The organism is Streptomyces sp. NPDC002537, from assembly GCF_053594975.1.
In genome coordinates, this window is record NZ_JBSFWT010000006.1 from 69738 (window position 1) to 93399 (window position 23662).

Sequence of the window (23662 nt, forward strand, 5' to 3'; positions counted from 1 at the left end):
CGCCGCGCGTCACGGACGTGCGGCGGCTCCGTTGCGTGCCACGATCCGGTACGCGTTGGAGAGCCGCGTCCGGCGGAGGAGCGGGGCGAGCAGCTGTTCCGCGCCGTACACACCGGCCAGCAAGGGGACGGCCGACCAGAACAGGGCCGTACGGGCTCTCCGCTGGAGACCGCTGGGCGGGCCGGGGTGCCAGGGGTCGTCGGCGGTCGGCAGGGCGTAGGCGAGGGCGAGGACCGCGGCGCCGGTGAGATCGAACGGGATGTGCGGCTCGTGCCGTTCGACGGCGACGACGGTGTAGCCGAGTGATTCCAGTTCGCTGCGGAGGTTGGCGAGCGGGATGAGGTGCAGGTGCTGGGGCTGGAAGTACGGCATCCACCAGCGGCCCAGGATCCCGCTCATCGCGGACTCCGGGTCGGGGACCTCGATGATCAGGTGACCGCCGGGGGCGAGGACCGTCCGGGCGGCGGTCAGCTCCGCGCGCGGGTCGATGGTGTGCTCCAGGTAGTGGAACATGCTCACCGTGTCGTACCTGTCCTCCAGCTTGGGGGCGAGGTCGGTGAGGAGGCCGCGGTGCGCCTCGGCGATCCGGCCCTGGCGCTTGCCCTCGTCGACTCCCCCGCTGACGTCGAGACCGTCGAAGACGGTGTCCGGATGCACCGTCCTGGCCGACTGGGGGAAGTGCCCGTGCCCGGTGCCGACGTCGAGCCAGTGGCGGGGGGCGCCGAACGGGAGGAGGGCGCGGGCACTGGCGAGGTAGCGCTTGCGGTTGCCGCTGCCCGCGAAGACCCATTCCGCCAGGTCGGCTCCCAGGCCGTCGTAGAAGTCCCGGTAGTAGAAGTCCAGCCCCTCGGGCGTGAGTTGAGGATTCTGGAAGGAATGGGAGCAGTCACGGCACTGGTCGATCACGAAGGTGCCGGGCTTGCGCTGGAGCAGGTCGACGGTGCGCAGCCGGATGCGCAGCCGGGAGGATCCGCACCAGGGGCACTCGGTGCGTTTCGGCGCGTGGAAGCGTTCCGTGCCGAGGGCGAGTTCGCGCTGGTAGTCGACGCGGAGCCGGGCGACCTCCTGGGTACGGTTCATGGTTTTCCTGGTTCTCCCTGTCGTGTGGACGCGGCGAATTCTTCGAGGTGCGCGGCGGCCGCGGCGGCGCCTCCCGCGGCGCGGAAGGATTCCCCCACCCCTCGGGCGGCCTCGCGGTACTGGGGGCCGGTGAGCACGCCGTCCAGCGCGGCGCCGATCGCGTGACGGTCGCTGCGGCCGAACCGGACACGGATTCCGGCACCGGCCGTGGTGACCTGTGCGGCGATCACGGGCTGGTCGTCCCGGACCGGGGCGACGACCAGCGGCACCCCGTGCAGCAGGGACTCGGCGACGGTGTTGTGCCCGGCGTGGCAGACGACCGCGGACGCCCTTTGCAGCAGGGCGAGTTGCGGCATCCGTCGCACGGCCAGCACGGCGTCGTCCGTGGTGCCGTCGAGTGCCCCGCCCAGGTCGGCGATGACGGCCTGGACGTGTCGCGCGCGTTCCCGTACGGCCGCCGCGCACTCGGTGAGGAAGCGGGCGCCGAGGTCGGTGTTGGCGGTGCCGAGGGAGACCAGGACGGTATGCCGGCCGGGGTCCAGCCGCTCCCAGGGGAAGGGTTCCGGTTCGGGCCGTCGAGCGAGAGCGGGGCCCACGAAGCGGGTCTGCGCAGGCGCGGTGCACTCGCCCGTGAGGGCGGTGGTGGTGAAGGCGAGGACGAGGTCCGGCGAGAAGCGGGGGTCGTGGGTACGGGACGGGTCGCCGAGCGTGGCGCGTAGCTCGCCCAGCAGCCCGCGGATCCACTCCTCCACCTTCGGCATTGCGGCGAGCGGGCCGGAGAACTCGGCGGAAGTGGTGGCGGAGGTGGCGTAAGGGGTGCCGGACCGTTCGGCCGTCAGGGCTCCGGCGAGGGCCTGCTGGTCGGCGACGATCACATCGGGGTGGAAGGCGGCGACCGCCCGTTCCACCCCGGGCGCCATCGCCATGGCGAGCGGTCCGAGGAAGTCCTGCCACAGGAAGCGCAGTGCCGCGACCCCGCGCAGTTCTGGAGGCCGGTGCAGGTCGCGGGGTGTCTCGCAGGGGTGGATGTCGGCTCCCGGTCCCGCCAATTCTTCGAGGAGACCCGGTAGTCCGGCCCAGGCGACCCGGTGTCCGCGCCGGGTGAGTTCGGCGGCCACCGCGACGGCGGGGTTGATGTGCCCGACGAGCGGTGGCACGACGAAGAGGAAGCGTCTCATACGCGGACGGCCTTCGCCTGATGCCGGTGTCCGGCCCCGAGCCAGTCGAGCATGAGCGACCCGACGGTCCGTGGGTCGCCCACGAGCACGGAGTGGCCGTGGCCCGCCACTTGGTGGGTGCGGCAGTTGGGGAGCAGGGACTCCAGCCAGGGCGCCGTACCCGCGAGGTCGGAGGTGCCCCCGTACACGGCGAGGACGGGCAGGTCGAGTTTCCCCCAGCGTTCCTCGGCGGGTATGCGGCTGGCCGCGACGTCCGCGGCGAGCGTCGTCCCTTGCAGCAGCGGGCGGGCCCGGCGGACCAGCCGGGCCGCGTGCCGGCCGTAGGTGCGCTCGATCCAGGGCAGGGCCCGCTCGTCACGGAGTCTGTTCGCCGAGCCCGCCAGCAGGGTGCTCATCTTCGCCGCCCAGGCCACGGTGGGCGGTTCGGACTCCACGACCACAATGCTGGCGACCCGGTCGGGGTGGTGCAGGGCGTAGTCGAGGACGACGGTGCCGCCGAAGGAGTTCCCGACCAGGTGGACCGGCCCTGTGGTGTCCATGTCGTCGAGGAGGGCGGCGAGGTCGCCGGCGAAGTCCTCCAGGCGGTAGCCGGTGGCGGGGCGTTCGCTGCGGCCGTGGCCGCGCTGGTCGTACATCACCACGTCGTGTCCGGCCGCCGCGAGCACCGGGGCCACGGTGAAGTAGTAGCTGGTCAGGTTGTCCGTGGCGATGCCGTGTACCAGGACGACGGGGTCCCCGGCGGGCGGTCCGATGCGCGCGACGTTCAGGCGCGGGCGGCGGGCCGCCGTCACCCCAGGCGCCCGGTGATGTAGCGGACCATTTGACCGGCCGAGAGCCCGATGATCTCCGGGAGTTCGAGGGAGGCGAAGAAGGCCGGGAAGTCGACCCGGCCGCCGTAGCGGCGCCCGAGCTCGGCGGTGAGGGTGACCAGGTCGATGGACTCCAGGTCGAGGTCCTCGACGAAGCGGGTGTCCATGGTGACGGCCGTGCCTTCGAGGACGATCTCGGGGAGCACGGCGTGCAGTGCCTCGGTGAGCTCGGCGAGGGCAGCGTACGCCGCGGACCCCGGGAGGGGGGTGATGGCGTCGGGCGTGGGGGTGGTGGTCATGAGGGACTCTCCTCGTGGTGCTGCCGGTGGGCGTCCTCGGTCCAGGCGACGATGTAGCGGCGGGGCCGCAGGCCCGCCGGATTGCCGACCTCGGCGAGGGACACGGGGTGGGTGCGGCCGGAGGGCGTCCGGACCGTCAGCCGGTCACCGTCGGCGGCGGTGACGCGGAAGTCACGCGGTCTGCCCCGCAGTCCGGTGCCCTCGGCCTTGGCCGCGGCCTCCTTGGCCGTCCAGAAGCGGACGAAGGCGCGCGCGTCGCCGCCGAGCCGGCCGAAGAGGGGGAGCTCCTCGGGGGCCAGGACCGCGTCGCGGGTCGCCTCCGGCCGCTCGGTGATCTCCTCGATGTCGATGCCGGTGGGCGCGGCGCCGACCGGGCGCACCAGGGCGACGGCGGCTTCCGCGCAGTGGGCGAGGGACAGGTCCAGGGGCGGCAGTTCCCGGCCGTGGACCCCTTCCGGGTGCGGTCGGCCGGTGTCGTCGTTGCGCACCCGGATCTCGGCGGGGAAGACCGGGCCTTCGCCGTGCTGCCACAGGTGGTGGCGTACGGCGTCCTTGGCGGCGATCCGGCCGAGCAGCCACTGCGGCCTGCCCCGTGGCGGGCGGGCCGCGTAGGCGTCGCGTTCGGTGCCGCCCAGCATGTTGCGCATCATGAGCTCGCGGGAGGCCGGGTCGGGCCAGTACTCGAAGACCAGGTGCCAGCCGCCGGGCTGGATACGGGCGAGGGTGCTGTGCTCGGGCCTGCGCCGGATGGCGTCGGTGGCGGGTGGCGAGTCGAACCGGCGGTCCTCCCAGCCGTTGATCTCGCACCAGACGGTTCCTCGGTGGCCGAGCTGGATGTCGGCTGCCAGCAGGGTGTCGGTGAGGGAGGTGATCCGGACGTGGCAGTCGAGGCGCTCCCCCGCCGCGGGTTCCGGGCCGTGGAAGCGGATCTCGCGGATGCCGACCGGCAGGACGGCGGTGCGGTCGGGGTGGGTGGCCATCAGCCAGTAGCCGAGGAGTTGGCCGGCGTTGTCGAGGAGTGCGCCGGGTGCGGGCGGTGCGGTGATAACGCCCCGGACGTGGCGTGCGCCGAGCCCGGTGACCGTGGTGACGCCCTGGAAGAGCGGGCCGTGGAACATCCAGCGTTCGTCGTACATCCGCCGGGCCGGGACGGTGGGCGCCTCCTCACCGGCCGGGACGGACCAGCGGGCGGGCGGTGCCGGATGGCAGGGGGCGGTCTCGGTCTCGGCGCGCGCGTACCGGCCGAACTCCACGGTGTGGCGGCCGGGTCGGCCGGGGACGGTCCGGACGGTCGTGGTCACGTCGACGGCCGGTTCGGCGACCAGCCATGCGAGGAACCGGGCGTCGCGGACGGCGACGGTGACGCCGGTGCCGGGCGCGGCCACCGCCTCGGTCATGCGCTGGATCATGGTGGTCGCGGGGACCACGGGCCAGCGGTCGGCGATATCGGGCCAGTCCGGCCGCTGGTGGTAGAAGCAGTGGTCGGTGAGGTACGGCATGGTGTCGAGGGCGATCCGGACCGTGGTGGTCCGGGCGGGGTCCGCCGCGGTGCGCGGCGCCGCCGGGCCGGAGGCCTTGGCTTCCGGGGCCGGTGGAGCCGTCCGGCGTGGGTCGTGCGCCGCGAAGAGGGCCGCGGCCGTGTCGGCCGTCTCGGTCAGCAGGGCGCGCAGCTCTGCCGCCTCCGGGAACCGCCGTGCGGCGTCCTCGAGTTGTCCGGCCCCGGGTGCCGCCGTCCCCCCGCCGGTGAGCGCGCCGCGCAGTACCGTACGGAGCCGGTCGCGGGTGGCGGGTTCGAGGTGGACGGGCCCGGCGTCCAGGCCGAGCCGTACGCCCGGCCGGGCCGGGGTCGCGGACGGCGGTGGCGGGACGGTCCCGGTGGTGCGGCCTCCGCCCGGGGTCAGGGCGGAGGAGTCGGGTTCCGCCCCGTACGCCCACAGCCCGGCCACGGCCCGCCGCAGTTGGCCCAGGCCGTCGCCGCCGGTGGCCGCGGCCGTGACCGCCAGGTGCTCGCGTCCGGCGAGGATGTCGCCGGTCAGGGCGGGCAGCTGGCCTTGGCCGGTCTGGACGAAGGCCCGGAACCCGGCCGCGTAGAGGGATTCGACAAGTCCGCGGAACCGGACCGGCTCCAGGAGGTGGCGCACGGCCAGTTCACGGACCTCCGGCTCCCGGTGCGGGAACGGGGCGCAGGTCGTGCCCGACCAGACCGGCACCGAGGGCCGGTGCAGGGTGAAGCGCCGCATCGCCTCCCGGATCGGCCCCAGGTAGGGCTCCAGCATGGGCGTGTGGAAGCCGGACTCGAAGGGCAGCGCACGGCCGAGTACGCCGTCCCGGCGCAGTCGTTCCGTCACTTTCTCCACTTGGGCGGCGGGGCCGCAGACCACGGACTGGTGCGGGGCGTTGTCGTGGGAGAGCACGACCTCGTCGACGCCGGCCAGGGCCGCCTCCACCTGGTCGGCGGGTGCCCCGAAGGTCACGAAGACCAGGTCCGGTACCCGCAGGGCCAAGGGGTCGAAGTCCCTCAGGAAGGCGTCCACTTCCTTGTCGGCGAAGATCCCGCCGACGGCCATGGCGGTCCACTCCCCCACGCTGTGCCCGGCCAGGGCGTCGGGGGTGACACCGGCTCGGCGCAGCGCGGTGGCCAGGAGCCGCCCGGCGTCGACGACACCGGCGCCGTGCTCGGCCACGGCGCCGACCCGGGCCTGCTGCCAGGTGGGCCGGGGCAGTCCGAAGTGGCGGGCGATGTCCTCGCCCTGGGGTGTGAACCCGGCCTCCAGGCCGGGGAAGAGGAAGACGGTGCGGCCGCCGCCTGCCGGTCCGAGCAGTGGCCGGGGGGCGAACCACACCTCGCGGCGGCCGCCCCAGGCCCGGCCGCGGGCGACCACCTTGCGGGCCAGCGCGAGTCGTTCGGCCCCGGGCCCGGCCACGGCCAGCCGGGTGCTCCCGTTGCCGATGTCCCCTCCGGCGCGGAGGTGGGTGTCCTCGGCTTCGAGCGCCGCGCGCAGTCCCTCCGTGGTGTCCGCCGCGATCCGCAGGACGGGTTCGGGCTCGGCGACTCGCAGCGACGGGGAGGCGGGTCTTCTCTTCCTTGTCGTGCTTGTCGTGGGGAGGAATTCCTCCAGGACCACGTGGGCGTTGATGCCGCCGAAGCCGAACGCGTTCACCCCGGCCCGGCGCACCTCGGCGTCCCAGGGGCGGGCGGCCGGGGAGGGGCGGAAGCGGGTGGCGAGCAGGGAGGGGTGGGGGTCCTCGCAGTGCAGGGTGGGCAGGAGCACCTGGTGGTGGAGGGCCAGGGCGGCCTTGACCAGACCCGCCGCGCCCGCCGCCGGCATGGTGTGGCCGATCATCGACTTGACCGAGCCGATCACCGCGTCCGGTTCGCGGCCGTCGGCGCCGCTTCGCGAGGGGCCGAACACCCGGAGCAGTGTGGTGATTTCGGCCGCGTCCCCGTTGGGGGTTCCCGTGCCGTGCGCTTCCAGCAGGCCGATCGCCCCCGGGGCCGTGGGGTCCACCCCGGCGGCCGCCCAGGCCTGCCGGACCGCCCGGGTCTGGCCGTCGGGGTCCGGGTTCACCAGGGCCGCGGCCCGCCCGTCACCGGCCACCCCGGTGCCGCGCACCACCGCGTACACCCGGTCGCCGTCGCGCACCGCGTCGGCGAGCCGTTTGAGGACGACCACCGCGGTGCCCTCGCCCATCAGCACGCCGTCGGCGTCCCGGTGGAAGGGGCGGATCCGCTGGGTGCGGGAGAGTGCTCCCAGCCGGGCGAACACCGACCACAGGGTCACGTCGTGGCAGTGGTGCACGCCTCCGGCGAGCATCACGTCGCAGCGTCCCGCGGCCAGTTCGCCCACCGCCTGTCCGACCGCCAGCAGTGAGGAGGCGCAGGCGGCGTCGACCGTGTAGGCGGGGCCGCGCAGGTCCAGCCGGTTGGCGATGCGCGAGGCGGTGAAGTTGGGGACCAGGCCGATGACCGCGTCGGGGCTGTCCGGTCCCAGGGCCTCCTCGAAGGCGGTGCGGACCTGGGCCAGCCGCTCCTCGCCGAGCTCGGGCAGCAGCTCCCGTAAGGTGCGGGTCAACTGGCCTGCGGTGCGGACCCGTTGGTCGAGCCGGGCAAGACCGGCCGTCAGATAGCCGCCGCGGCCCAGCACCACTCCGACCCGCGCGGGATCGGCGGCGGCGAGGCCGCCCGCGTCGGCGATCGCGGCGGCGGCCGTGCGCAGGGCGATCAGCTGGTCGGGCTCGGTGGCGGGGACGGAGTCCGGCATGATGCCGAAGGCGGCGGGGTCGAAGCCGGGGAGCCGGTCGTCGACGAATCCGCCGCGCCGGCAGTAGACGGCGCCGGAGCGGTACTCGTCCTGGTCCCAACGCCCCGGCGGCACCTCGGAGATGGCGTCCACGCCGGTGAGGAGGTTGTGCCAGTACCGGTCCAGGTCGTCCGCGCCGGGCAGGGTGACCGCCATGCCGACGACGGCCACCGGCTCCTGCGCCGGGGTCCCGGGCGGCCCGGGGTTCACCGTCACCACCCCGGAGCGGCGTAGACGACCTCGCAGGTGTCGTCGTCGCCCCAGGTCAGTTCGCGCAGCAGGGCGAGTGTCCCCTCTCTCGGGTCGATCAGGCCGATGCCGCGCCGGGCGTACTCCCGGGCGAGTTCCGGGCCGACCATCCCGCCGTGCACGCTGTCCGGGGCCCATGGCCCCCAGTGCACGGTGAGTGCCCGGGTGCCCGTGGAGAGGTGCCACTGTCTGCCCAGGGCGGCGAGGGCGTCGTTGGCGGCGGCGTAGTCCGCCTGACCGCGGTTGCCGTGCACGGCCGCGACGGAGCCGAACAGGACAGTGAAGCGCGGTGGTTCGGGGAGTCGGCGCAACGCGGTGAACAGGGCGCGGGCGCTCTCGGCCTTCGTCCCGTGGACCCGGGCGAAGGACGCCGGGTCCTTGTCGGCGATGAGCCGGTCCTCGATGACCCCGGCGGCGTGCACCAGGCCGTCGATGCGTCCGTGGCGGGCGTGGGTCTCCTTGACCGCCTGCTCGACGGCCTCGGCGTCCCGCAGGTCGACGGAACGGTATCCGCCCTCGCCGCCGGCCGCGCGGATCCCGGCGAGGGTCGCCTCGATCTCGCGGCGGGCCAGGATGAGGCCCGCTTCCCGCTCGATCTCCGCGGGACGGAGCCCGCCGCGCGCGGCGAGTGCGGCCCGCAGTGCGACGCGTCCGATGATGCCCGCGGTTTCCGGCGGCTCGGGAGCGGCGGCCATGCCGGTACGGCCGAGCAGTTCGACGCGGCAGCGGGAGGCCGCCGCGAGGGCGACGGCGACGCGCGCGGCGATGCCGCGGGCCCCGCCCGCGAAGAGCAGGACGGACTCGGGCCCGATCCCGAGGGCTTCGGCGGCCCGGGCCCCGGTGGACTCGTCGTCGGTGAACAGCGGGCCCAGCGGGGCCTCCTGCGGCTCGGTGCCGAGCCGCCGGCCGTCCACGGTGCGTGCGACGACGGGCGTCCGGTCCGGTGCGAGGAGTTCCCCGACGATCGCGTCCGCCACTCCGTCGGGGTCCCGCCCGGCGGGCACGGACAGCAGGCGGGCGACCGTGTCCGGGTACTCGCGGGCGGCGGTGCGGAAGAAACCGCCCAGCCCGTCGTTCCGTTCGCCGTCGTCGGCCGGCTGGACGTACAGCAGCCGGCGCGGCCCGCGTCCGAGGAGGTCCTTCAGGAGGGGGAAGGCGTCCGGCAGCACCGGAGCGGCGGGCTCCCCTGCGGGGCCGGGCAGCAGGATCACACCGTCGGGCGGTACGGCGGAGGGGCCGGGGTTCCCGTCGGTACGGGTGGCCTGTGCCCCGTGCTCCCGGAGCCGGGCGAGGAGGGTCCGGGCGATGTCGGTGTTTCCGCCGAGCACGAGGAAGCGCCGGTCCCGCAGGGTCGCGGAGCCGTCCGGTGCGGGCGCGTCGTCCAGTGCCACGCTCCGCGGCACGTACCGTCGGGGTGCGACTCCGACGGGTTCGGCGGCCATGGCGTCGTCCGGCTCCTGGTTCCCGTGCCGGTCGGGGTCCTCGTCGGCCTCCTGCCCGGCGGGACCGTCCGTGCGCGATGTCATCCATTCGGCGATCGACGCCGCGGTCCGTGCGCGGGTCAGGCTCTCCAGGTCCGCGTCCTCCGGGATCCGTGGTCCGGTCCCGGTGTCCCCCAGCCGTTTCACCAGTTCGCCCGCGATCTCCGTGCGCTTGATCGAGTCGATGCTCAGGTCGGCCTCGAGGTCGAGCTGGGGATCGATCATTTCCATGGGGTAGCCGGTCCGTTCGCTGATCACCGACAGCACCGTGCGCAGCAGGTCCACCGGTTCGCCGGTGTCCGCGGGGCGGGCGGGTTCTGCCGTCTCCACTGCCTGGGCCGGAATGACAGCCGGGGCCGGGGCCCGCACCGGCGCGGGGGCCTGCGGCGGGATCGTGCCCGCCCCACCGAAGTACGTCAGCAGGACGTCCCGCTGTGCCGCGATCAGCTCACGGCTGCCGCGCAGGAAGTCCTGGAGCAGGACCTCGCGGTCCACCCGCCCGGTCCCTCCCGGGCCGTCGGCCGCGGTCAGCGGCGCGATCCGCCGCGCCGGGCGCAGCCCGCCGGGGAGCAGTCCGCCGTCCGCGGTGCGGACCAGGTGCCCGTCCACGATCCAGCCGGGGCGCTCCGGCGTCCGTCCGGGCTCGGCCACCACGGCGTCCCTGCCCGCGAACAGCGCTTCCGCGTCGACCTGGACGCCGCCGGAGACCGCGAGCCGGGCCAGTGCCTCCAGGTGGCCGCGCAGCCCTGCCTCGGCGTGCGGCTCGAAGGGGACGGCCAGGTGCGGCCGGTCGCCGAGGGTGGCGCGCACCAGACCGGTGAGCGCGGTGCCCGGACCCGCCTCGACGAAGATCCGCGCGCCGTCCTGGTACATCGCCTCGATCTGCTCGGCGAAGCGCACCGGTGCCACGATCTGCCCGGCGAGGCTGGCCCGCAGTTCGGCGGTGTCCGGCGGGTACCGGGTCGCCGTCAGGCCGGACCACACCGGGATGTCCGGTGCCCGCAAGGGGCGGGAGGAGAGCGCCTCGGCGAAGGTCTCCGCCGCGTCGGCCATCATCGGGCTGTGGAAGGCGCACGCCACGTCGAGGGGGCGGACGCGGAAGCCGGCGTCCTCCAGTGCGGCCATTCCCTGCCGCACCGCCCGGCTCGGCCCCGAGACCGTCGTCTGGGACGGGGAGTTGTGGCCCGCGACCACCACCTGCCCGGCCAGCCCGGCCTCGGCCAGCGCGGCTTCCACCGCGGCCGCCCCCGCCGTGACGGCGGCCATGGTGCCCGGCTCGCCCCCGGCGGCGCTCGCCATCGCCTCGGCGCGCAGCCCGCTCAGCTCCGGCAGCGCCTCGACGGGGAACGCGCCGGCCACGCACAGCGCCACGAGTTCCCCGTACGAGTGGCCGGCCGCCATGTCGGGGCGGATGCCCAGGTCCGACAGCACGTCGTGGACGGCCAGGCAGGCGGCGCCCAGGGCCGGCTGGGCATTGCGGGTGTCGGCGAGCCGGGCGCGCTGCGCGTCCCGCACGGCCGGGTCGAACGCGGCCGGCGGGAACATCGCGGCGGCCGGGGCGTGGCGCAGGTGCCCGTGCGTCTCCGGGAAAGCGGTGAACAGGTCCGCCAGCATGCCGGGCCGCTGGCTGCCCTGGCCCGGGAAGAGGAAGGCCAGCTTGCCGCCGGTGGGCCCGGCCCCGGCCGTGAAGAGGCCCGGGGCCGCCCGGTCGGCCAGCGCGGCCCGCAGCAGCCCGGTCAGCTCGGCGGGGCCGGAGGCGACCACGGCCGCGGTGACCGGACCGGCGGCCGGGTCCGCGGCCCGGCGTGCCGCCGTGCGTGCCAGGTCACGGAGCCGCCACGGCCGCCAGCGGGTCGTGTCCTCCGTGTCCGCGGCGGCTGTCCCGCCGGGCCCGTGGGCCGCGTTCGCCTCCGTCAGCCGCAGCAGATCCTCGATCGCCGCCCGGCCGCGGAAGAGGAACAGCTCGGCGGGCCAGGCGTAGGCGGCCTGTCGCGGCGGCGCCTCGCCGTCGCAACCCCGCATCACCACATGGAAGTTGGTGCCGCCGAAGCCGAAGGCGCTCACCCCGCCGACGCGTTCGCCGGACGGCTCGGCCCAGGGCAGGGGCCGCTCGTGGAAGACGAACGGGCTGCTCTCCGGCCGCCACGCCGGGTTGGGCCGCCGGACGTGCAGGGTCGGCGGGCGCACCCCGGTGTACAGCGCCAGGGCCGTCTTGATGACACCGGCGAGTCCGGCCGCGCACTTGGTGTGGCCGATCTGCGACTTCACCGAGCCGATGACGCACCCGCCCGGCTCGGCGCCCGACTCCTGGAACACCGTGGTGAGCACGTCGAGTTCGGTGCGGTCGCCGACCACCGTACCGGTGCCGTGCGCCTCGACCAGGCCGACCCGGGCCGGTGAGATCCGGGCCTGGGCGTAGGCCCGTTCCAGCGCCGCGCGCTGGCCTTCCGGCCGGGGCGCGGTCAGGCCGCGGGAGCGTCCGTCGCTGGATGCGCCGACGCCCTTGATGACGGCGTAGACCCGGTCCCCGTCGCGCCGCGCGTCGGCGAGTCGTTTGAGCACCACGCAGGCGACGCCCTCGCCCAGCGCGATGCCGTCCGCCCCGGCGTCGAAGGTCTTGCAGCGGCCGGTGGGCGACAGCGCGTGCACGGACGAGAAGAGCACGTAGTCGTTGATGCCGTTGTGCAGGTCGGCGCCGCCGCACAGGACGAGGTCCGCCGCGCCCGTCGCCAGTTCCTTGCAGGCCACGTCGACGGCGGCCAGGGAGGAGGCGCAGGCGGCGTCCACGGTGTAGTTGGCCCCGCCGAGGTCGAGCCGGTTGGCGATCCTGCCGGAGATGACGTTGGCGAGCATCCCGGGGAAGGAGTCCTCGGTGAGGGTGGGCAGTTGCTCCGCCAGGTCCTCCGGGAGCCGCCCGCCCAGGTAGGACGGCAGGACGGTGCGCAGCGTGGTCGCGTGGGACATGTCGCTGCCGGCCTCGGCCCCGAAGACCACGCCGGTGCGTTCGCGCGGGAAGTCCCGGTGTGCGTAGCCCGCGTCGGCGAGGGCTCTGCGAGCCGCTTCCAGGGCGAGCAGTTGCACGGGTTCAATGGAGGAGAGCGAGGACGGCGGGATGCCGAACCGCAGCGGGTCGAAGGGGATTTCCGGCAGGAAGCCGCCCCACCGGGAGACCGAGACGTCGTGCGCGGGCGCCCCTTCGCCGTGGTGGAGGGCCGGGTCCCAGCGGTCGGCGGGCACCTCGGTCACCGCGTCCGCGCCGCCGAGCACCTGGGCCCAGTAGGCGGGCAGGTCGGGGGCTCCGGGGAACATGGCGGACATGCCGACGATCGCGACGTCGAGCGGCTGCGGCGCGGGGGCCGGTGCCGTCGTGCCGTCCGCCTCCCCGGACGGCTCGGCACCGCCCAGTTCGGCGGCCCGCCGCTCGTAGAAGGCGGCCGCGCGGTCCGTGACGTCGCGGTGCAGTTCGGTGACGGTCGTGGTGGTGTCGCGCAGCACCGCGACCTCCCCGGCCATGAACATGCCCTCGTCGAACTGCCGCCGTTCGCCCACCTCGTGGAGTTCGCCGTCGACGCGCTCGACGCCTTTGCTGGCGATGCGCAGCCGCCCGAGGTTGAGCCGCTCCAGCCGTTCCCAGGCCTGCCGTCTGGGGACGCCCTGCTCGCGCAGCTCCTCCTGGTGTGTCCGGTAGGTGTCGGTGAACGGGCTCGGTACACAGCGGGTGACGTGTCCCGGTGCGGTGTCCAGCAGGACGGTGCTCCGCGCGGTGAGCACTGTGCGCTGGAAGAGCGGCTGGACCGCGCCGCACTCCACCGCCTCGCGGGTGAAGAGGTATGCGGTTCCCATCAGGACGCCGACCGCGGCACCGCGCCGGGTGAGCCCGGCGGACAGGGCCGCGACCATCGCCGCCGAGCGCTCGTCGTGCACCCCGCCCGCGAAGAGCACCTCGATCCCCGGCCGCCCGCCCCGTTCCGGCCGGGTGTCCAGGAAGTCTTCCAGGACGGCCAGTTGGGCCTCCCAGAGCGGGAAGGAGTTGCTGGGCCCTACGTGGCCGCCGCACTCGGCACCCTCGAAGACGAACCGCCGGGCCCCCGCGTCGAGGAACTGGCCGAGCAGTCCGGGCGTCGGGACCTGCAGGAAGGTGCGGATTCCCTGCGCTTCCAGCGCGGCGGCCTGCGCGGGGCGGCCACCGGCCAGGACGGCGTGGGTGGGCCGGAGTTCACGCACGGCCTCCAGTTGGGCGGCGCGTACCTCGTCCGGCGCGAAGCCCAGGATGCCGACGCCCCAGGGCCGCCCGTCGAGCACGGCCCTGGTCTCCGCCAGGAGGGCCCTGGCCCGCTCCGGACCGGCCAGGGCCAGCGCGATGAACGGGAGGCCGCCGCCCTCGGCGACGGCGGCGGCGAACCGCGCCTGGTCGCTGACCCTCGTCATCGGCCCCTGCGCGACGGGGAGCGCGGTGCCGAACGAGCGGCTCAGGGCCGACCCCGGAAGCAGAGCCTCCGCCGCGCCGGGGGCCCGCAGCGCCCGGTCGACGCTCTCGCGCACGGACCGTACGGCGGCGCCCACCGTGCGGTGGTCCGCGGCGAAGCGGCGGGCGAGGAAGGCGTCCTGTCCGAGCGGGACGGGACGGTCGCGCAGTTCGGCGGGGACACCGGGGCGGTCGCGGTCCAGCAGGCGCCGCCCGTCGGCCAGGACCGTCCCGGTGCCGTCCGCCGCGCGCAGCAGGCGGGCGAGCGCGGGCGGGGTGGCGGCCTCCTCCAGCAGCGCGAGCTGTACGTCGAGCACGACACCGGCGGCGCCCGCGAGGACGGCCGCCGCGGCGGTGTTCGGCCCGATGCCGCCGCACGCCCAGACGGGGACGTCCGTCTCCGGGTCGGAGAGCAGCTGTTGCAGCAGTACGAAGGTGGACAGTTCACCCGCCGGTCCACCGCACTCGCCGCCGCGCGCGACGATGCCGGCCGCTCCCGCCCGTACCGCGGCGCGGGCCTCGGCCCGTGAGCGGACCTCGGCCAGCACGGTGACGCCACGGCCCTCGCCCCCGAACCGTCCGACGCCCGGGGCCAGCAGGACGGTGTGCGGCCCCGTGCCGTCCGGGCCGTACAGCTCGTCCGGGCGGAGCGCACAGTCCTCCGGGACGCGCACGCCGAAGTCGCCGCCGGTCCGGCGGCGGGTGAGGGCGAGGGCCTCGCGGACGCGGCGGTCCCCGCTGCCGAGGTCGAGGACACCGGTCCCACCGGCTCTGCGGACGGCCGCGACGACCCGCGCGTCGGCCTCTCCGAGCGGACTGACACCGATAACGGTCTGCACCACGAAGGCGGCTCCCCACCAGGGACTCGGAATCTGAACGATGCCGGAGGAGCCGGATGCAAGGGCGATCGCTCCCGCCTCTGCAGTCGCCTCTTCCCCACAGCATAACGTTCCGGATCACCGTTTCACGCCACAACCGGAGGAGCAAGTCCGGTTCCGCGGCGCGCAGTTGCATGTACGGGGATCCCGTCAGCGCCCGCGCATCATATTCCGCTTGACAGCAGGCCTCAAGACCTCACCCTCGGACCATCCGTTCGCCCATCGCTATTAATCGAACAACTCCCGTGCTTCACCGGCACTTTGGCCATGCGTCACCCCAACGCCCCACCGGGCGCGGCCGCCCACCGGCCGCGCCTTCGCGCCGCGGGCTAGCCCTGCGTACCGTTCTGGTCGACGGGGTACAGGCCCAGCCGCCCCTTGGGGTCGGCCGGGTTCGCACCCTGGACGTCGCCGACGTAGAGGCTGACGCGCGCCTTGTAGCGGTCCAGGGCGGCGCGGTCGCTCATGAACGCGCCGAGACCGAGCGGGTTCATGTTCGGATAGTCGAAGATGCCCTTGCGGCCGGCCGGGGCGGCCACGTCGGTACGGGAGCTCCAGCCGCCGGTGCCCTGCTGCGCCTGCTTCGAGAGGATCCAGCTGAGGTAGAGCTTGGCGGCGGCCTTGTGCGGGGCGTCCTTGAGGATGGCGCCGGTCTGCGGCCACGCGACCCAGGGCGACTTCTCCGGAATGCTCGCCTTCGACAGGCCGCTGGAGCTGCCCGCGCTGCCGAAGTTCGCGACGTAGTCACCGGTGCCGACCAGGTTCGCGGAGTCCGCGGTGCCGCGGACGAACTTGGGGTTCTGGGCGAGCAGCTTCTTCAGGTAGTCGAAACCGTACTTGTCGGTGAGCTGCTTGAAGTAGTACAGGACGGCGTCGTCGTCGTTCGGGTAGGTGAAGACGAGCTTGTTCCTGAATTCGGGCTTCAGGAAGTCCTCGGCCTCGACGGGCGCGTTGTCGCCGAGCGTGGTGGCGGTGACGTCGGCGAAGGCGAAGAAGAACAGGCCCGTGTAGTAGCCGTCCTTGTCCTTGATCCGGTCGTAGACCTTGTTCCAGCCGACCGGCTTGTACTGCTCGAGCGCCCCTTCCTTCTTCCAGCGCGGGAAGTCGTCGAGGGTCTGCAGGTGGACGACGTCGGCGACGACCTTGTGCTCGGCTATCTGGTTGTCGAGGCGCGCGTCGTGGTTCTTGCTGAAGTCGACGACGGTGTCGACCTTCATCTTGGGGAACTGCTTGACGAACGCGTTCTTGAGGTAGTCGGCCTGACCCGGCTTGTCGCCGCCGGCGTACACGACCAGGCGGCCGCCTTCGGCCACGGCGTCCTTGTAGAGCTTCTGCAGCTGCTCGTCTTCGCTCGCGCCCGTCGACGCGCGGTGAGCGGTGGGGGCGACGGCAGCGGTGGTGGCTCCGCCGGCCACGAGCACGCCGAGGGCGACGGCTGTGGCCCAGACCTTCCGGGTGGATTTCACGACGACTCCTTCATGAGGGGGGAAACGGATGTTCTTGAAACTTCAAGAACATCCTCGGGGCACACCCTAGAACGACCTCATTGAACTTTCAAGAACAGGTGATCGGGTGACCTGTGCCACAGTCGCGGCGGCCTCCCGTCCTCGCCGGTGACCTCCGAAAAGGGCCGTCACGGTGAATACGGTGGTCGGAGAGGGTGAACGCGGAAGGCCGGGCACTTCGCAGACTTGGTCGATGCAGGCGCTACCGGTAGCAAGGCCGTGGGATGTGCCAACCGCGAGGGTCAGGACCACACAGTGAAGAGAACCAGTCCCATGAAGATGGCGGTCACAGGTCTTTTCGGCCTGCTTCTGACCGGGGGCGGGGCGTCGCCCGCCATGGCCTGGGGCGACGGGCCGTTCGGCGCCGAGGGCGACACATACATCCGCTTCCACGCCGGATTCACCTGCGAAGGCCAGGCCCGGTACTGCGTCAACGGTCCCGTGAACAGCGGAAACACCAGCAACGCACAGAATGTCCGACTGACCGGAAATCCCAGCAACAGCGGCAGCCCCACGAACAACAGCGGGTCCGTCAACTCCGGCTCCAGCGGTACAGGTGCCGCGTCGGGCAGCTCCAACCACCAGCAGCACATCGGCGAGGGCGGCGAACTGCGTCTGTGAAATGACGGCACAGTGCCCGTGATCGCCTCAGGCCCCGGTGAGACCGGGGCCTGAGGCATGTACGGGAGGGGCGGTCCGGCGATCCGATATCGGTCCGTCTCCACGACCGCGTCCCCGACCGGCAGGATCGCGTCCACGGCTGGAGTACTAGCGAATCCTGGAGACGTCGATCCTGCTGTCGCGCTCCGCACCCGTGGCGGAGTTGAGGCTGTTGGTGGAACCGGCGGCGGTCTCGATGTTTCCGCTGTCCACCGGATTTCCGTGGTTGAGGAAATTGTTGCTGTTACTGCTGTTTCCGCTGTGGACCGGACCGTTTACACAAGGGTGCGGCGAATCGGTCACCGGCGATTTGTAATTGAAGTCGGCCAGGCGGTTGTTGCAGATCACGCCGGACACCATTCCGGTGACGGTACCGAGATCCGCGCCCGCCACGGTGGCCAGCAGCGATCCGCCCGGATCGGTCTGCGCCCGCGCACTTCCGGTGCCGCACAGCACCAGACCGCATGCCCCGGTGAAAGTCACCGCCTGCACGAGTCTTCTCACGACACTCCTTGCCTGGCCGGCCTGCTGATCCCAGACGTATCGTGCTGCGCTTTTCCCCGGTGGTCCCGGCAACCCACGGGAAGCCAAACGCCTGCGGGCCGTATTCAGCCGGACAGCCCAGCCACCCATGATGCCGGGACCCCACCGGGGAGGGGCCATGCCGGGTATCAGGGCTGAGTAGGGTGGGTGTGACAGCACACCGTGAACAGGAACGAACAGGAACAAGGAGCAGACGTGAGCGAGCCGGCGTCCATAGCCCTGCAGCAGGAGATCGCCCGGGAACTCCAGGTCGCCGAGATCTTCGAGGCCGAGCGGGAGATCGAACGCCGGGTGGCCTTCCTCGCCGAGCGGCTGACCTCCACCGGTCTGCGCTCCCTCGTGCTCGGGATCAGCGGCGGCGTCGACTCCACCACCGCCGGCCGGCTGTGCCAGCTCGCCGTCGAGCGGGCCCGGGCCGCCGGGCACGAGGTGCGGTTCTACGCGATGCGGCTGCCCTATGGGGTCCAGGCCGACGAGCACGACGCCCAGCTCGCGCTCTCCTTCATCCGGGCCGACCACGTACTGACCGTGGACATCAAGCCCGCGAGCGACGCCGCGCTCGAGGCCTCGCGGACCGCCGGGGTGAGCTTCCGCGACGCCCACCACCAGGACTTCGTGCACGGCAACATCAAGGCCCGGCAGCGCATGATCGCCCAGTACGCGGTGGCCGGCGCGCACGACGGCCTGGTCGTCGGCACCGACCACGCCGCCGAGGCGATCTCCGGCTTCTTCACCAAGTTCGGCGACGGCGCCGCCGACCTGGTCCCGCTGACCGGCCTGACCAAGCGCCGGGTACGCGCCGTCGCGGACGCGCTGGGCGCGCCCGCCGAGCTGGTGTGGAAGACCCCGACGGCCGACCTGGAGACCCTCGACCCGGGCAAGGCCGACGAGGACGCGCTCGGCGTCACCTACGACGACATCGACGACTTCCTGGAGGGCAAGCCGGTGGACGAGCGGTCCTTTGAAACGATCGTCCGCCGCTACCGCCTCACCGACCACAAGCGTCGGCTGCCCATCGCCCCCGCGGTCTCCGGCTGATCGTGTCATTGTCGCCCGCTCCGCGTGTGATGCGATGAACACGACCCACGGCACAGTCTTCCTGGCCCGGGTGTGTCCTCGTACCGGAGGAGCGCGCGAGAACACCGTGAACGTCCGGCCCGCCCCCGTATGCGGGCCGGACGCTCGCGGCGTTCACTCCGGATGTCGGAGTGGGTCGGCTACCACTTGCGGCACACTCACGGCGGATGCCGTCGGCAGGGCCCGGCAGGTCAGGGCGCGCCGTACCTCCGCGAGGTCCGGCCGCAGCCCCGGCTGTTCGTGCAGGAGCTCGAGGACGAGCGGCGCGAACCGGCGCGCCGCGGAGTTGTCACGGCACAGGTGGCCGAGCAGCCCCGCGATGCGCTGCCGGTACGGGCGTGCGGGCGGATCGTCGGGAGCGACCAACGGGTCCACGCCCGTGAGCAGATGGAGGAGAGCCGCGCCGAGGCCGTAGAGGTCGGTGGCGGGGCCGGGGCAACGGTCGGAGGTCCGGGCGGCGGCCTGTTCGGGGGCCGCGTAGCCCGGCGTGTGCGCGTGGACCACACGTTCGCCGGGGCGGGCGAGGAGTTCGAGGTCGATCAGCCGCAGCTCGTGGTCCTCGGTGACCATCACGTTGTTGGGGTTGAAGTCGCGCAGGACGAAGCCCTCGCGATGGACGAGCTCCACCAGGCCGACCAGGCCGACGGCGAGCCGCTCGGCGAGCGCCATGGGCGGGCCCCATTCGCCGCCGTCGCGTTCGTCGGTCGCCCGGTGGACCCCGCCGGTGAAGGCGTGACGGACGACGTAGCGGTCGTCGAGCCGTACGGGCCGGGGAGTCGCCCCGCCGGGCGCGGGCGGTTCGGGCCGCTGTCCGGTGAACGGGTCCCGCGGCGCCCACGGCGGCGGCGAGAACCAGGCATCGCGCCGGTCCCGGTCCAGGGAGCCGTCCGGCGCCATCAGCATGACCTCGTACGAGGCCTCGTTGCCGAGGACGGGCACCCCGTGGAAGGCCCCGAAGCGGTAGTGCACCAGGCTGCCGGGCCGGTACGGGCGGTCGGAGAGGATGCCGGGCCCCGGCAGGCCCTCGGTGGCGCGGTGCGGTTCTTCCGCGAGCGCGCGCAGCCAGTCGTCGTCGCCGGCCGGGTAGACGGTGACGAATTTGCCACCGCTGCTCCGGCCCGTTCCGCGCGAGCAGAGTTCCGCCACCCGGGCAAGGGTTCCGGCGAATTTGAACGGGCAGCGGTGAGCGGCCAGGATCTCGGCTGTCTGCGCCAGAACCAGCGGGGCGGACAGCGGCGTTGCCGAAACACGCAGTTTCCATCCCTGGATGCGCGACGGCGCCTCCGGCAGCCGGACGTGACACCAGAAGTCGCCCGTCCTGATCCGCCATTCGTGCGGTTCGTGACGGGAGAGGACGGAACAGAGGCAGTCCACAAGCAGCGACCGTTCCGCGGTGCGGCCGGGTTCCATGGGTTCCGCCTTCGTCCGGTGCCGGCAACGCGAGGGAGAATTCGGTGAGGAGAGGTCAGCGGTACTCGGGGCGCCGGTCGATCCTGGCGCGGTCCTCGGCGGTGCCGAAGTGGTGGTCGATGCGCCGGGCGGCTTCCGCCCATTCCCTCATGGTCCGCACGGGTGTCAGTGTTTCCACGACGAACGGGTCGCCGCGCCGGGCGACCGCCTTTTCCCAGAGGACGCCGGGGCCTCGTCGAGGATGTTTCCCACCGTGCCCTCGTAGATCGGCATGGCTCGCACCCCGCCGTCCGGCTCCACCTGCATGGCGTGCAGGACCCAGCCCTTGGCGAGGTCGTCGGGGTGCATCAGCAGCATGCGGTTGTCCTCGATGGAGATGTCCAGCGTCCCGGGTGCGAGCGACTGCAGGTGTTCGAGCTGCCGGGCACTTGCCGTGCGGCGGATCTGCGCGTCGTCGAGGAGCTCGCGCTCGGCGAATCCGGTCCGGTTGGCCAGCCCTGAGGGAACCGTCACGCCGAAGATCAGATGCCGCATCGCGGGAAAGCGCGGGGCGATGTCGGCGCAGAATTCCTCGAGTTGGTGGATGTTGCTCCGCATCAGCGAGCAGTCGATCCCGAAGGTGCCGGGGCCGGTACCGCGCGCGGCGAGATCGCGGGAGGCCTCGTCGAGGAAGGCGAGAGCCCTGAGCGCACGCTCGAAGGAGCGGGCCCGGCCCCTGATCCTGTCGTGCACGTCGGCCGTGGCACCGTCCAGGCTCACGGCGATCCGGGAGAAGACCTCCAGGAGTTGTCCGGCCAGGGGCCGGTCGACGTGCCACCCACTGGTGTAGAGGACCACGGGAATGTCCGCGCGCGCGATACGCTCGGCAATTTCCAGCACGCCTTCGACAAGGAGGGGTTCGCCGCCCGCGAGGGCGATGCCCAGCGGGCGCAGTGAAATCAACGCGTCGGCCACCTGGAGCAGTTGTGCGTGATCGAGCTGCCGGGACGGGCGCCGGCCGGACTCCGAATAGCAGTGCACACAGCGCAGCGGACAGGAATAGGTCATGTCCCAGATGACATCCGTGGGGCCGCTCAGCGTATCCACCGGGGATTCCCCTCCCTCGTTCGTCCCCCGTCCACGGACCGGCAGAAGCACCGTCCGCGAACTCACCGTAGTGGCGCGGCGGTCGGCCGCACGAGGAGCGTTCCGCTGAGCGGAACAGGACACGGGCACAGCCGTACCCTTGAGCAGGGCCGCACGGCTCGGGCCAGCCTGTTTAGCCGGGTGACACGGGACGTTTATCCCTGCCGCCTTGACTGGCTCCCGGAGCCGAGAGGGGGTCGAGCGTATGGCGGGGCGAGGGTCGACGGTCCGGAATCCGGAGGAACAGCCATTGCCCGGACGAAGCGTGCTGGAGGGGGCGTTCTCCCTGCTGGAGTCGCTGGCGGGGAGGGAAGAGGCGGGCCTGGCCGCGCTGGCCGCGGACAGCGGCCTGCCCAAGACGACCGCGTACCGGCTGCTGGAGCAGCTCATCGAGCTCGGCGCCGTCGAACGCCGCGGCACCAACTACCGGACGGGGGCACGGATCTTTCGCCTGGGGCACAAGTGGCAGCCATATCCGGGACTGAAGGCCGCGGCACGGCAACCGCTGCGGCACCTGGCAGGTGTCACCGGTGCGAGCGTCGGCCTGTGCGTACTGCGGGAAGGCCGGACCATGGCGGCCGCGGGGATTTCCGGCGTGGTGGACGAACTGGCCCCGCTGCGGGCGGGCGTGACCTGGCCGTGGGGCACCGCGGCGGGAAAGGTACTGGTGGCGACGGCGCCGCCGACCGCCCCGGTGGGCCCGCTGCCGACTTCCTGGAAGCGGGAGGCGGCGGCCATCCAGGAGAGCGGCGTGGCCTTGGACCACGAGGAGCTGGTGCCCGGCGTGTGCTGTGTCGCCGCGCCCGTGACGCTGCCGCGTGGCGAGGTCGTCGGCGCCCTGTGCGCGATGGTCGACCCCACGCAGGATCTACGGCGGCTGACGCGGTTCGTCACACAAGCGGGCCGAGCAGTCGGCGCGGGGTTGCATGCCGCTCGCTGAGGGCGCTCGGCTGTGCTCGACAAGAACGACAGCGCCCCCAGCGCGCCCGCGCGCCCGCTGCCCCGGTGCCTCACCTCGGGAAGCCGCGCTGAGGCCAAGCAGCTCTGCGTGGCGTTCCGGCTCCGTGGCAGCCGGCCACGGAGCCCGCGCAAAAAACCGTTTGGGGGACCACGGCGGCCAGTGCTACCTTTCCGGAGGCCGTGCGAGAGAACGAGGAGGTGGTACCCGTGAACGCAGTATTGACATGGGTGCTCCCCTCCGGGGTCACGGTCGGGCGATAGGTCGTCCGGGAGCGCCGTTCAAGAGCACTCCCGAAAGGCACGACCATGCAATTCACTTCTGAACAGCGTCTCGACGACGGCGTCCTCGAGCGCGAATTCACCCTCGGCGAGATCCCCGGCACCCTGTGGACGCCTGAATCAGCGGCACCGGCCCCGCTGATCCTGATGGCCCACAACAACGGCCTGCCCAAGCGGGAACCGCGGCTGGTGGCGCGGGCCCGGCACACCGCGGCGTGCGGCTACGCGGTGGCCTCCATCGACGCCGCCGGGTGCGGTGACCGGCCCCGTTCCGCCGCCGACGAGCAGGCCCGCGCCGACCTCCGCCGGGCGATGCAGGCCGGCGAGCCGGTCGACGAGATCTTCGAGTCCCTCGTCGGCCCGCTGGTCGAAAAGGCGGTCCCGGAATGGCGGACCGCCCTGGACGCCCTCCTTTCGCTGCCCGGGATCGGCGGCCCGGTCGGGTACTCGGGGTGGACCGCCGTCGGCATCCGCCTCGCGGCGGTCGAGCCGCGCATCGCGGCCGCCGGTTTCTTCGCCGGTGGTTATGTGCCCCGCGCCCAGCGCGAGGAGGCCCGGCAGGTCACCGTTCCGCTGCTGTTCCTGCTGCAGTGGGACGACGAAGGGAACCCCCGGCAGCGGGCCCTGGACCTGTTCGACGCCTTCGGCACCAAGGAGAAGACGCTGCACGCCAATATGGGCGGGCACACCGGCACACCGTGGTTCGAAGTGGAGGACGGGGACCGGTTCTTCGGCCGGCACCTGAAGTAAGGCCGGGCCGCCAGGCCGACAGCGCTCCACACCACGGGCCCCTGCCGACCCGGCAGGGGCCCGTGGTGCCCGGCCGCGCTCCTGTTCAGAGGTTGGTGAGCTTCTCCCCTTTGCGGTCCTCAAGGGTGTGGTCCACGCACACCGCCAGGACGAGGAGCAGGGTCGCGTCCTCTTCGTCCATCACGTCGACCGAGTAGGCGTCCCGGATGCTGAACCAACGGCGGGAGATATGGGCCAGTGTGGTGCCCTGTTCCTGGATGTCGAACTCCCGGTCCCAGAAGTTGCCCACGATCCGCAGCCTCCTGCCGTCCCGCAGGCGGACCCGGAAGCGGTCCCCGAAAAAGGTGAAGGCCCGTTTGCTGATGCGGGCCTCTGTCCTGCCGTCCCGCTTGACCAGGATGGTGTGGTGGAGGGTCAGGGTCTTCTTGACGATGGTGGCGACCTGGTTGCCCCGGGTGTCCACGAAGGCGAACGTGCTGCGCAGCCGGAACAGCTTCCTGTCGACTTTGCAGATCTTCTCCCGGTGTTCGGTCTCGATCCACGCCTCTTCGTGGAAGGCCAGCATGCGGTCGCGCACCAGGTAGCGCACGGCGTTCCCCCGTCCGGATCGTCC

Annotated in this window: 15 protein-coding genes; 4 read left to right on the plus strand and 11 right to left on the minus strand. The window is 72.9% G+C overall.

Features of this window, described 5'->3' with window-relative positions:
* Positions 1 to 9: 9 nt before the first annotated feature.
* The 7 genes from ACWD4A_RS04620 to ACWD4A_RS04650 all read right to left on the minus strand — a co-directional run bounded on the left by ACWD4A_RS04620 (position 10) and on the right by ACWD4A_RS04650 (position 16206).
* Complete coding sequence (locus ACWD4A_RS04620; RefSeq protein ID WP_451189481.1) at positions 10 to 1080, minus strand: class I SAM-dependent methyltransferase; 1071 nt, start codon at positions 1078 to 1080, stop codon at positions 10 to 12.
* Positions 1077 to 2258 carry a glycosyltransferase gene (locus ACWD4A_RS04625; protein ID WP_451189482.1) on the minus strand — a complete coding sequence of 394 codons (1182 nt, stop codon included), beginning with the start codon at positions 2256 to 2258 and terminating at the stop codon, positions 1077 to 1079. The genes ACWD4A_RS04620 and ACWD4A_RS04625 overlap by 4 nt, the downstream gene beginning before the upstream one ends.
* Positions 2255 to 3049 carry an alpha/beta fold hydrolase gene (locus tag ACWD4A_RS04630; protein ID WP_451189484.1) on the minus strand — a complete coding sequence of 265 codons (795 nt, stop codon included), beginning with the start codon at positions 3047 to 3049 and terminating at the stop codon, positions 2255 to 2257. Before ACWD4A_RS04630 ends, ACWD4A_RS04625 begins: the two co-directional genes overlap by 4 nt.
* Positions 3046 to 3366 (minus strand): acyl carrier protein, encoded by a 321-nt coding sequence (locus ACWD4A_RS04635; protein ID WP_451189486.1) that lies wholly within the window; start codon positions 3364 to 3366, stop codon positions 3046 to 3048. Before ACWD4A_RS04635 ends, ACWD4A_RS04630 begins: the two co-directional genes overlap by 4 nt.
* Positions 3363 to 7877 (minus strand): beta-ketoacyl synthase N-terminal-like domain-containing protein, encoded by a 4515-nt coding sequence (locus tag ACWD4A_RS04640; protein ID WP_451189488.1) that lies wholly within the window; start codon positions 7875 to 7877, stop codon positions 3363 to 3365. The genes ACWD4A_RS04635 and ACWD4A_RS04640 overlap by 4 nt, the downstream gene beginning before the upstream one ends.
* Positions 7878 to 7879: 2 nt before the next feature.
* Positions 7880 to 14704 carry an SDR family oxidoreductase gene (locus ACWD4A_RS04645; RefSeq protein WP_451189490.1) on the minus strand — a complete coding sequence of 2275 codons (6825 nt, stop codon included), beginning with the start codon at positions 14702 to 14704 and terminating at the stop codon, positions 7880 to 7882.
* A 365-nt stretch (positions 14705 to 15069) separates the two neighbouring features.
* Positions 15070 to 16206: an ABC transporter substrate-binding protein gene (locus tag ACWD4A_RS04650; protein WP_451189492.1), complete on the minus strand. Its 1137-nt coding sequence runs from the start codon at positions 16204 to 16206 to the stop codon at positions 15070 to 15072.
* 294 nt (positions 16207 to 16500) lie between these two features.
* Between ACWD4A_RS04650 and ACWD4A_RS04655 the strand changes: the two genes are divergently transcribed.
* Positions 16501 to 16866 carry a hypothetical protein gene (locus ACWD4A_RS04655; protein WP_451189494.1) on the plus strand — a complete coding sequence of 122 codons (366 nt, stop codon included), beginning with the start codon at positions 16501 to 16503 and terminating at the stop codon, positions 16864 to 16866.
* 147 nt (positions 16867 to 17013) lie between these two features.
* On the opposite strand, the gene ACWD4A_RS04660 is transcribed toward ACWD4A_RS04655, so the two are convergent.
* Complete coding sequence (locus tag ACWD4A_RS04660; protein WP_451189496.1) at positions 17014 to 17409, minus strand: hypothetical protein; 396 nt, start codon at positions 17407 to 17409, stop codon at positions 17014 to 17016.
* Positions 17410 to 17643: 234 nt separating this feature from the next.
* Between ACWD4A_RS04660 and nadE the strand changes: the two genes are divergently transcribed.
* Positions 17644 to 18486 carry an ammonia-dependent NAD(+) synthetase gene (nadE, locus tag ACWD4A_RS04665; protein WP_451189498.1) on the plus strand — a complete coding sequence of 281 codons (843 nt, stop codon included), beginning with the start codon at positions 17644 to 17646 and terminating at the stop codon, positions 18484 to 18486.
* Positions 18487 to 18639: 153 nt separating this feature from the next.
* Here nadE and ACWD4A_RS04670 read toward each other — a convergent pair whose 3' ends face one another.
* Both ACWD4A_RS04670 and ACWD4A_RS04675 read right to left on the minus strand, forming a co-directional pair.
* Entirely contained in the window at positions 18640 to 19935 is a 1296-nt protein-coding gene (locus tag ACWD4A_RS04670) for a class III lanthionine synthetase LanKC N-terminal domain-containing protein (RefSeq protein ID WP_451189500.1), read from the minus strand.
* Between the two features lie 165 nt (positions 19936 to 20100).
* A complete protein-coding gene (locus tag ACWD4A_RS04675; protein WP_451189502.1) occupies positions 20101 to 21021 on the minus strand; it encodes a radical SAM protein in 921 nt (306 codons plus the stop codon).
* 289 nt (positions 21022 to 21310) lie between these two features.
* On the opposite strand from ACWD4A_RS04675, the gene ACWD4A_RS04680 reads away from it, so the two are divergent.
* Both ACWD4A_RS04680 and ACWD4A_RS04685 read left to right on the plus strand, forming a co-directional pair.
* Positions 21311 to 22000, plus strand: coding sequence for a helix-turn-helix domain-containing protein (locus ACWD4A_RS04680; protein ID WP_451189504.1), 690 nt, complete (start codon positions 21311 to 21313; stop codon positions 21998 to 22000).
* A 326-nt stretch (positions 22001 to 22326) separates the two neighbouring features.
* The gene (locus tag ACWD4A_RS04685; protein WP_451189507.1) at positions 22327 to 23049 is read left to right on the plus strand and encodes a dienelactone hydrolase family protein; all 723 of its coding nucleotides are present in this window, start codon (positions 22327 to 22329) and stop codon (positions 23047 to 23049) included.
* Positions 23050 to 23134: 85 nt separating this feature from the next.
* Here ACWD4A_RS04685 and ACWD4A_RS04690 read toward each other — a convergent pair whose 3' ends face one another.
* Positions 23135 to 23638, minus strand: a complete 504-nt coding sequence (locus tag ACWD4A_RS04690; RefSeq protein ID WP_451189510.1) for an LURP-one-related/scramblase family protein — start codon at positions 23636 to 23638, stop codon at positions 23135 to 23137.
* Between the last annotated feature and the right edge of the window lie 24 nt (positions 23639 to 23662).

What these genes read in the sequence shown, in the direction of transcription:
- ACWD4A_RS04635 (WP_451189486.1), bottom strand. Translation starts at nt 3,366, where the DNA reads ATGACCACCACCCCCACGCCCGACGCCATCACCCCCCTCCCGGGGTCC.
- ACWD4A_RS04625 (WP_451189482.1), bottom strand. Translation starts at nt 2,258, where the DNA reads ATGAGACGCTTCCTCTTCGTCGTGCCACCGCTCGTCGGGCACATCAAC.
- ACWD4A_RS04670 (WP_451189500.1), bottom strand. Translation starts at nt 19,935, where the DNA reads ATGGAACCCGGCCGCACCGCGGAACGGTCGCTGCTTGTGGACTGCCTC.
- ACWD4A_RS04620 (WP_451189481.1), bottom strand. Translation starts at nt 1,080, where the DNA reads ATGAACCGTACCCAGGAGGTCGCCCGGCTCCGCGTCGACTACCAGCGC.
- ACWD4A_RS04685 (WP_451189507.1), top strand. Translation starts at nt 22,327, where the DNA reads ATGCAATTCACTTCTGAACAGCGTCTCGACGACGGCGTCCTCGAGCGC.